Annotated in this window: 8 protein-coding genes and 1 pseudogene; 3 read left to right on the top strand and 6 right to left on the bottom strand. The window is 65.1% G+C overall.

Going from position 1 to position 8,359, the window contains the following annotated elements; translation table 11 throughout:
* Positions 1 to 80: 80 nt before the first annotated feature.
* Positions 81 to 1,073 (bottom strand): LacI family DNA-binding transcriptional regulator, encoded by a 993-nt coding sequence (locus tag ACTHLF_RS17985; protein WP_440329121.1) that lies wholly within the window; start codon positions 1,071 to 1,073, stop codon positions 81 to 83.
* A gap of 34 nt (positions 1,074 to 1,107) precedes the next feature.
* Positions 1,108 to 1,506 carry a hypothetical protein gene (locus tag ACTHLF_RS17990; RefSeq protein WP_440329123.1) on the bottom strand — a complete coding sequence of 133 codons (399 nt, stop codon included), beginning with the start codon at positions 1,504 to 1,506 and terminating at the stop codon, positions 1,108 to 1,110.
* Between the two features lie 251 nt (positions 1,507 to 1,757).
* Here ACTHLF_RS17990 and ACTHLF_RS17995 point away from each other — a divergent pair, with 251 nt between their 5' ends.
* Positions 1,758 to 2,186: a DUF4879 domain-containing protein gene (locus ACTHLF_RS17995; RefSeq protein ID WP_440329125.1), complete on the top strand. Its 429-nt coding sequence runs from the start codon at positions 1,758 to 1,760 to the stop codon at positions 2,184 to 2,186.
* A 91-nt stretch (positions 2,187 to 2,277) separates the two neighbouring features.
* Here the strand turns inward: ACTHLF_RS17995 and ACTHLF_RS18000 are convergent, their stop codons facing one another.
* The 4 genes from ACTHLF_RS18000 to ACTHLF_RS18015 all read right to left on the bottom strand — a co-directional run bounded on the left by ACTHLF_RS18000 (position 2,278) and on the right by ACTHLF_RS18015 (position 7,000).
* Positions 2,278 to 4,956, bottom strand: a complete 2,679-nt coding sequence (locus ACTHLF_RS18000; protein ID WP_440329127.1) for a M1 family metallopeptidase — start codon at positions 4,954 to 4,956, stop codon at positions 2,278 to 2,280.
* Positions 4,957 to 5,053: 97 nt separating this feature from the next.
* Positions 5,054 to 5,413, bottom strand: a complete 360-nt coding sequence (locus ACTHLF_RS18005) for a DUF1428 domain-containing protein (protein WP_440329129.1) — start codon at positions 5,411 to 5,413, stop codon at positions 5,054 to 5,056.
* Between the two features lie 205 nt (positions 5,414 to 5,618).
* On the bottom strand, positions 5,619 to 6,161 hold the full coding sequence (locus ACTHLF_RS18010) for a carboxymuconolactone decarboxylase family protein (protein ID WP_440329131.1): 543 nt from the start codon (positions 6,159 to 6,161) through the stop codon (positions 5,619 to 5,621).
* Positions 6,162 to 6,451: 290 nt separating this feature from the next.
* Positions 6,452 to 7,000, bottom strand: a complete 549-nt coding sequence (locus ACTHLF_RS18015) for a peroxiredoxin (RefSeq protein WP_247328891.1) — start codon at positions 6,998 to 7,000, stop codon at positions 6,452 to 6,454.
* Between the two features lie 158 nt (positions 7,001 to 7,158).
* Between ACTHLF_RS18015 and oxyR the strand changes: the two genes are divergently transcribed.
* Together oxyR and ACTHLF_RS18025 are read left to right on the top strand one after the other, a co-directional pair.
* On the top strand, positions 7,159 to 8,118 hold the full coding sequence (gene oxyR, locus ACTHLF_RS18020; RefSeq protein WP_440329133.1) for a DNA-binding transcriptional regulator OxyR: 960 nt from the start codon (positions 7,159 to 7,161) through the stop codon (positions 8,116 to 8,118).
* A 12-nt stretch (positions 8,119 to 8,130) separates the two neighbouring features.
* Positions 8,131 to 8,359, top strand: a pseudogene (locus ACTHLF_RS18025) (hypothetical protein); the annotation flags it as partial.

The following is an 8,359-nucleotide window of genomic DNA, read 5'->3' on the forward strand; positions in this document are numbered from 1 at the left end:
GGGGCGGGGGGGGGGGGGGGGGGGGCCCCCCCCCCCCCCCCCCCCGCCCCCCCCCCCGCTCCCACAGAGTGCCTTTTGCGTTACCGCAGGCTCGTGCGCTCGATCAATTCGCAGGGGAATAGCTTGCTGCGTGGCACCGCGTTGGCGTCTTCGACCCAGTTCGCGATGCGCTCGATGGCGTGCAGGATCATGGCGCGGATCGGCTGGCGGACGGTGGTCAGCGAGTACGCGGCCCATGCGGCGAGCGGCATGTCATCGAAGCCGACGATGCTGACCTGGCCGGGCACATCCACCCCGCGTTCGCGGCAGGCATCGATGGCGCCCATCGCCAGCACGTCGTCGCCGCAGAAAACCCCGTCGATCGAGGCATCGTCTTCCAGCAGCGCCAGCATGGCATCGCGCCCGTGGTCGTGCGTGTAGTTGCCGGCGAACACCGTCCGGCGCAGGCACTTGCCGGCGGCTTCGGCGAAGCCGTTGGCACGGTCGATCGACGACGCATCGTGGGGCGAACCGCCTAGGAAGACGAGTTTCTTGAGACCGCGCTGGCGCATGGCCTCCCCGACCAACCGCCCGCCGGCCACGTTATCGACCGTCGCTACCGGCACGGGCGAGCCGCGCCCTGCCCGGCCGAACACATGGATCACCGGCATGCCGGCCGCGCGGCACGAGGCGGCGAAGCCCGCGGGGGGCGCCGAGGTCGCGATGAGCACCGCGTCCACGCTGTACTGACGCATCATGTCGAGCGCCTGGCTACCATCCTCGTCCTCACCCAGGTTGGCCAGCAGCGGACGCAGCCCGCGCGCCTGCAGCTCCCGGGTAAACAGGTCGAACACCTCCATGAAGGTCGGGTTCGCGAAGTGGTTGGAGACCAGGCCGATGAGCGCCGTACGCCCGGTCATCAGGCTCCGGGCGAGCTGGTTGGGCCGATAGCCCAGCGACTCTGCCGCCGCCAGCACCTTGTCCTTCGTCTTCGCCGACACGCTGGCCCCGGGCGTAAAGGTCCGCGAAACCGCCGAGATCGAAACCCCGGCAAGTTCGGCGACATCACGGGCGGTGGTGGTCCGGCTATGCATGGGCTAAGCGTAACCCAAGGCCGGGGCACCCTGGCTAGGCGAAAGCGTCCACGCGGAGCGACTGGGCTTCCATTTCGTCGAGGCGCTTGATCAGGTGGGCATACCACGCAGCCAGGGGGTCGCCACGGTCCTGGTGGAACTCCATCGTGCCGGTCATCTGGGCACGAAGGTCGAAGGGGACGTCCGGCGCATCTTGCATCTGATACGTCGACAACTGAGACATGATTGACGTTGCTTCATCGGGATCGATGGTGTTCGAGAAGATGCGCTCGTTGATGTAATTCTGGAGCTGCCGAGGAGTGATATGCGAAAAGTCGACGCGCTTATCGAGCAGTGGACTTTCCGGCTCGCTCGCGCGGGTGACACCCTGGGTGGGCTTGTCGAACTTCTGCGCTAGGGATGCAGGTACGGCTGATGAGATGGATACGTGCACGGGAACTCTCCTCGGTGGCGTGAGGAGATATGAGCATGTCACCTCAAGGCAAGGAAGACGCGGGACATCATCTGTCGGCATTCACTGTCACGAATTCGCGCAAAAGCCCTACGCGCTGCATCTGCGTACTCTCGGAGATCGTCGCAGCGCGGCGAACGCCTACATGATCGCGCGGGCACCATCGCCTGTGCCCCGTGTTGCGCGTGGATAACGATGTGTCGCGGCCATGAGGTCGCTGACAGGACACACCCATGCACATTTTTCCCATCGCTCTTATCGCGGCCGTAGTGACCGCATCGACGCCGGCACTCGCTCAATCAAACGCGCTAACACGCGCCTACGTGTACGAGGTGAGCTCCGCTACCGCTGGAAATGAGCAAGTCGCCGGACGAAGCAGCACGATGAAAGACCACGGCGGCGCGTGGATGCGCATTCTTACCGACGAGATTGGCTACGGTAGTAATGCCCAGGCGCGACTCCTCAGCAACTCGCTTCGTGAGATCGGCAAGGAGCCCCTGTGCAGGACGGGAGCCGGGCTCGGCAAATGCCGCCGCGGCGACACCATCGTCGGCTACCGCCGTACCTGGGATGCCAGCGGGCACCAGGGCGGTAACTTTGAATTTGTTGTTTACCCGGTGGGGAGTGGGAGTGCGCAGCGGGTGGCGTTTCAGGTTTTGTGACGTCGATCGCGCGCAAGCGCGCTCCCACAAGAGCTTGCAAAAAAAAGGGCCGGGGAATTCCCCGGCCCTTTTCATTACCTGTTGCTTTGGATTACTTGATGGACTTGGGGTCCTGCTTGTCCTTCAGTGCGGAGCACAGGAGGATTTCCTCGCTGGTCTGCGCGAGGCCGCGTTCGGCGCCGCTGACCTGGCCCATGCGCGGCTTGAAGAACGCGCTGAGTCGGTCGGCTTCGGCCTTGGAGCAACCACCCTTCGCGGCGAGCGCCGGGAGCTTGCCGCCGGCGAAGCTGCCCGTGCGGGCGACGATCTTGTCGTAGTTCGTGGTGAACCACTGCCACAGTTCGTCGCGCGACTTCTCGCTGTCGCGGCCGCCGGCCAGCACCATCGCCATCTCGCCGACCTTCACGTCCTTGCTGAGGGCAAAGTCACGGGCCTTGTTGGCCACGGCGGCGTCGCTGGCATCGCCCAGCGCCACGAGCATGGCGTTGCGCTTGGCCGGGTCGGAGGTCTTCGGGACTTCGGCGATGATCGCGTCGACCGCCGGTGCGCCGTGTTCCTGCACCGACACGCCGAGGGCGGTGGCGAGCAGGTCCGGATCCGCGGCGTCGAGATCGAGGCGGCCATCCTTCAGCTTCAGCGCGGCATCGCCCTGCTTCAGCATTTCGGCGCGCACATCCTTGTCGGCGATGTCCTTGTCGGCGAGGAAGCCAACAAGGGCGTTGCGGGTCAGCGTGTCGTTGTCCTGCTCGCCTGCCTTCTTGCGGTAGCCCAGCGAAGCCAGCTTCGGCTTGTACGCATCGATGGCCCACTGGCGCAGCGCGGCGCGCTGGGCATCCGTGGTCGCTTCGTGGTCCATGATCCAGCTGAAGGTCGGGATCGGCGCGGTGAACACTTCGCGGGTCTTCGAGGCCGTGATCGGCTTCAGCGCGGCAAGGACATCACCCGCGTTGAGGTCGCCATGCTGGAAACCAGCGCGGACCGCATCGGCGTAAGCCAGCTGCTCGGCGTCGCTCAGCTTGCTGACGACCTTGGCCAGGTTGGCGAGGTCGGCCTTGCTCTCGGCGAAGCGGTAGTAACCGCGGCCTTCGGCGTTCGGCATGACCCACGCGTTCTTCGCGGCGCCGTCGAGCACGATGCTGCCTTCAGCCGTGTCGAAGATTTCGCACTTGACCTTGTCGCCACCGGCGACGGCATAGCGCACGCACATCGGCACGCCCCACACGCGGTTCGCATCACCCGTGCTGCCGAGCGGCAGGTAACGGCTCTGCTTCACGTGCAGCACGGTCTTGCCGCCCTCGGTCTTCACCTCGGTCGCCACGTACGGCACGCCGGACTGGTCGAGGAAGCTGTTGAACGCCTTCTTGAACTGCTCGCCCTGGCCCGCGGCTTCGGCGATCGAGTCGACGAGGTCATCGGCCGTGGCATTGGCGAACTTGTGCTTCTGGATGTACGCGCGCATGCCCTTCTGGAAGGTCGGCTCGGACACGTAGCCTTCGAACATGCCCAGCACGGCCGCTCCCTTCTGGTATGTGATGCCGTCGAACGCGGTTTCGCTATCGCCGTTGCCGGTGATTTCCTGGCGGATCTTGCGTGCGCTGACCAGGCTGTCGTTGTTCATCGCACCCTGGGCGCCGCGGACGCGATCCAGGTCGGCGCGGTATTCCGGGTGAACCTTCTGCGTCACCTTCTGCTGCATCCAGGTGGCGAAGGCTTCGTTGAGCCAGAGGTCGTTCCACCACGCCATGGTCACGGTATCGCCGGTCCACTGGTGGGCCAGCTCATGCGCATTGACGTTGAACGAGCCGCGCACGTAGTTGGCGGCCGAATCCGGATCGATCAGCAGCAGCCAGTCGCGGAAGGTGACGAGGCCCGCGTTCTCCATCGCGCCCGCGCTGAAGTCCGGCGCGGCGAGCAGGTCGAGCTTGTCGAACGGGTAGCCGAAGCCGTAATAGTCCTCGAGCGTGTGGATGATCGAGTTGGTCTCGCCCAGCACGTGCTGCATGCGGTGGCCTTCGCCCTTGGCGGCAATGCCGCGCAGCGGGGTGGCGGTGCTGCGGTACTGGGTCGGGGTGATGTCCGGGCCCTTGACCACATCCCACGGACCGACGGCGAACGCGACCAGGTAGGTCGGCAGCGGCTTGGTGGTCGAGAAGGTCAGGGTCTTCCAGCCGGCGCCGGCCTTCTCTTCCTTGACCTGCGCGGTGTTCGCCACGCCCTGGTCATCGGCCGGGATGGTCAGGCTGATGTCGTACGGGGTCTTGAAGCGCGGCTCGTCGAAGCCCGGGAACGCGTAACGGGCCGATACCGGCTCCATCTGCGTCATGGCATACGGCACGCCCTCGTGCGAGACCTTGTACAGGCCCTGCAGCTGCTTGTTCAGCGGCGCGGTGAAATCGATGGCGACGGTGATCTCGCCTTCGAGCTTGCCGCCGAGGTCGAGGCGGGCGACGCCTTCCTTCTCAGCAGCGACGGTGTACTTGCCGGTGTGCTTCTTGCCCGCGGCGTCGGTGACGACGACCTTGGAAACCTTCAGCTCCTTGCCGTGGATCCAGACGAAGTCGGACGGCTGGGTGAGCTTGAGCTTGATGATGGTCGAGCCGGAGTAATCCTCCTGCTTCGGGTCCACCTTGAAGGCGAGCTTGTAGCTCTCCGGCTGGGCCCACTCGGGGAGGTGGCCAAGCGGCGGGGCGGCGTCCGTGCCGGCGGCGAACGCGGCGCCACAGCAGGCGGCCAGCGCGGTGAGAAGGAGGGGACGGACGATACGACGCATGGTGGGTGGGACTCCCTGTGGATAATCCCGCCCATCGTGCGTAGAGGGGTGACCTTCGACACAGTGCCGGAAGGCACCCCCTTCCTACCGCATTGCGTCACATCTCAACGATAGGCTTGAACCCGCCCCAGAACATCCGCTTGCCGTCAAAGGGCATGGCCTTGGGATCCATGTACTTCGCAAGTCGCGGATCTTCCATGACTTTCTTCATGATCTTGTCGCGGTCGCGGCGGCTTTTATAGACCACCCAGGCAAAGACCACGGTTTCGCCGGGCTTGAGCTTCACCGCCTGGGGGAAGGACGTGACCTTGCCGGCCTGGACGTCATCGGCGACGCATTCGGTGTACGAGAGGGCCCCATGGTCCATCCAGACCCTGGCACCGAGCCTGGCCATCTTCTTGTATTCGGCCAGGTTGGCCTCGGGAACCGGCAGAACGAAACCATCGACGTAGCTCATGGCACACCCTCCGCTGTTGGTGGGCGGAGGATGTGCCTAAACGCGAAAGGCTGCGTTAAGACGCAGCCATCGTAGGAGCCCACCCTGTGGGCGACGCCGTTCGCGAGCGAGCTACAGGCGCTGAAGCCTCATCGCAAAAAACGTCGCCCACAGGGTGGGCTCCTACGGGGGAGCGACCTGTGGACGACGGGTATTACGAAATTACTCAGCCAGCAGCTTCAGCCTGCTCGAGCACCACGGCCACGGCGTGGATCACCGAGGCGATGCGCACCGCGCTCTGGATGCCCTGTACGCTCACGCCGCCATCGCGCAGCACCTTGTCGTGCGAGTCGATGCACATGCCGCAGCCGTTGACGGCCGACACGGCGAGCGAAACGAGCTCGAAGTCATTCTTGGCTTCGCCCTTGTAGGCGCCGATCACGTTCATGCGCAGCTTGGCCGGCATGGTTTCGTACTCGGGGTGCGAGACCAGGTGCTGGAAGCGGTAATAGATGTTGTTCATGCCCATGATCGCAGCCGAACCCTTGGCGGCGGTCAGCTGCTCGGCCGAAGCGTGCTCGGCGGCGAACGCGGCGACGGCTTCGGTCAGCGGCTTGAAGCGGGCGGCGTAGGCCGAACCCAGCGCGATCATGGCGATCTGCGCCTTGTTGAGGCCCGGGGCACCGGCTTCGCTCAGCACGGAATCGAGGTTGAGCTTGAGGTCCTTGGCGTATTCGGGCAGCTGGCTGCGCAGGTCGGCGATGCTCATCGGTGTGCTCCTGATCGTTTATTTAAGGACTGAAGGAATGGGTCGCGGAATGGCTCGGAGCGAGGGCACCGGTTCACGCGGCGGCCGCCTAAGAGGCAAGCCGGGAAGGAATTCAGGGGTGTCGCAGTCAGGTTGTAGGAGCCCACCCTGTGGGCGACGCCTTTCGCGAAAGAGCCAGGGGCCCTGGGGCGTTGCCGCGAGAGATGTCGCGCACAGGGTGCGCTCCTACGAGGTGCCCGCGCCGCGCGGGGGAGGGAGGGATGCGGCGCGGGACTTCGAGCGTTGAAGGCTTAGGCGACCTTCAGGGTGTCGTCGCCGGCCTTCCAGTTGCAGGCGCACAGCTCGTCGGTCTGCAGGGCGTCGAGGACGCGCAGCACTTCGTCCGGGTTACGGCCGACCGAACCAGCGGTGACGTAGGCGAACTGGATCTCGCCGTTCGGATCGACCAGGAAGGTCGCGCGCTGGGCGACGCCGTCGTTGGTCAGGATGCCGAGAGCCGAGGTCAGCTCCTTCTTGATGTCCGCCAGCATCGGGAACTTGAGGTCCTTCAGGTCGGCGTGGTCCATGCGCCAGGCGCGGTGGACGAATTCGCTGTCGGTCGAGGCAGCCAGGATCTGGCAGTCACGGTCGGCGAACTGCTCGTTCAGGTCGCTGAAGCCCTTGATTTCGGTCGGGCACACGAAGGTGAAGTCCTTCGGGTAGAAGAACACCAGCTTCCACTTGCCCTCGTAGGACTTGTCGGAAATGGTGGTGAAGGCGTCTTCGATCTTGTTGGCCAGCGGGCCGCCGTCGACGGCCAGCAGATTGAATTCGGGGAACTTATCGCCAATGGTCAGCATGGATCGACTCTCCAGAGTGAGGGTTGGTGTACAAGGCTTGCCCGCCTGGGGAAGCGAGCGATGGAGCTAGGTTAGCGAAGGGGGACACATATCTCAAATCGATTGTAGGCATGAATGTGATAGCCTATGACTATCGCAATGCCTCTCGAGATCGTCCCATGAACCTTCGAGATTTGTCTTATCTGGTGGCGCTCGCCGAGCACCGCCATTTTGGCCGCGCGGCGGAAGCCAGCTTCGTGAGCCAGCCCACGCTTTCGACCCAGATCCGCAAGCTCGAGGATGAGCTGGGCGTCGCCCTTGTCGAGCGAACGCCACGCAAAATCCTGCTGACGGAAACCGGCCGCGAGATCGCCCGCCGGGCGCGCGGCGTGCTGTCGCAGGTCGACGAGATCAAGGCGATCGCCCAGCGCACCCGCGACCCGGAATCCGGCACGATCCGCCTGGGCATCTTCCCTACCCTCGGCCCCTACCTGCTGCCGCACGTGATCCCGCGCCTGCGCGAGCGCTTCCCGCGCCTGGAACTGCTGCTGCGCGAGGAAAAGACCGAGCAGGTGCTGCACATGCTGCGCGAAGGCACCCTGGATGCCGGCATCCTCGCCCTGCCCGTGCACGACGATTCCCTGCATACCGAGTTCCTGTTCGAGGAACCCTTCGTGCTGGCGGTCCCCAGTGGCCACGAGCTGGCCGGGCATGGCCGCCTGCGCATGGATGACCTGGCCGAGCAGAACCTGCTCCTGCTGGAAGACGGCCACTGCCTGCGTGACCAGGCCCTCGAGGTCTGCCACATGGCGGGCGCCGGCGAGAAATCCGGCTTTCGCGCGACCAGCCTGGAAACGCTGCGCCAGATGGTCTCGGCCAACGTCGGCATCACCCTGCTGCCCACCCTGGCCGTGAAGCCGCCCGTGGCCCAGTCGACCAATGTCCAGCTCATCGAGTTCGAGGAGCCGGCGCCCAGCCGCCGCATCGCGATGCTGTGGCGGAAGAGCTCGGCCATGACCCCCTTCTTCGAGTCGCTTGCCGAGGTCGTGCGCGACGTCCCTGCCGACCTGTTCAACGCGCGGGGCTGCGCCACCGGTCAACCGGCGAAGCCTTCGGACGTTGCCCATCCGACTCCCTGACGGTTTTTGCTGATGCGTTCATGGCTCGTCGTCCTGCTGGTCGTGCTTTGCGGCTGGGGCGGCTACAACTGGTGGCGCCACCGGCCGGTGCACGATGCGCCAGGCATCGTCGCGGGCGAGGTCCCGGACCAGGAAGATATCCGGCGCGGCACCGAACTCTCCCACGGCCGTTTCAAGCTCGAGCCGCGGGCGAAGTTCGCCATGTCCGGGCGCGTGCTTTCGCGTGAGGATTACCAGCTGG

The sequence above is a fragment of the Luteibacter sp. genome, from assembly GCF_051958795.1.
In the GTDB taxonomy this organism is placed as follows: domain Bacteria; phylum Pseudomonadota; class Gammaproteobacteria; order Xanthomonadales; family Rhodanobacteraceae; genus Luteibacter.

Coding starts and splice junctions, on each gene's coding strand:
- ACTHLF_RS17985 (WP_440329121.1), bottom strand. CDS start 1,073: ATGCATAGCCGGACCACCACCGCCCGTGATGTCGCCGAACTTGCCGGG.
- ACTHLF_RS17995 (WP_440329125.1), top strand. CDS start 1,758: ATGCACATTTTTCCCATCGCTCTTATCGCGGCCGTAGTGACCGCATCG.
- ACTHLF_RS18000 (WP_440329127.1), bottom strand. CDS start 4,956: ATGCGTCGTATCGTCCGTCCCCTCCTTCTCACCGCGCTGGCCGCCTGC.
- ACTHLF_RS18005 (WP_440329129.1), bottom strand. CDS start 5,413: ATGAGCTACGTCGATGGTTTCGTTCTGCCGGTTCCCGAGGCCAACCTG.
- ACTHLF_RS18010 (WP_440329131.1), bottom strand. CDS start 6,161: ATGAGCATCGCCGACCTGCGCAGCCAGCTGCCCGAATACGCCAAGGAC.
- ACTHLF_RS18015 (WP_247328891.1), bottom strand. CDS start 7,000: ATGCTGACCATTGGCGATAAGTTCCCCGAATTCAATCTGCTGGCCGTC.
- oxyR (WP_440329133.1), top strand. CDS start 7,159: ATGAACCTTCGAGATTTGTCTTATCTGGTGGCGCTCGCCGAGCACCGC.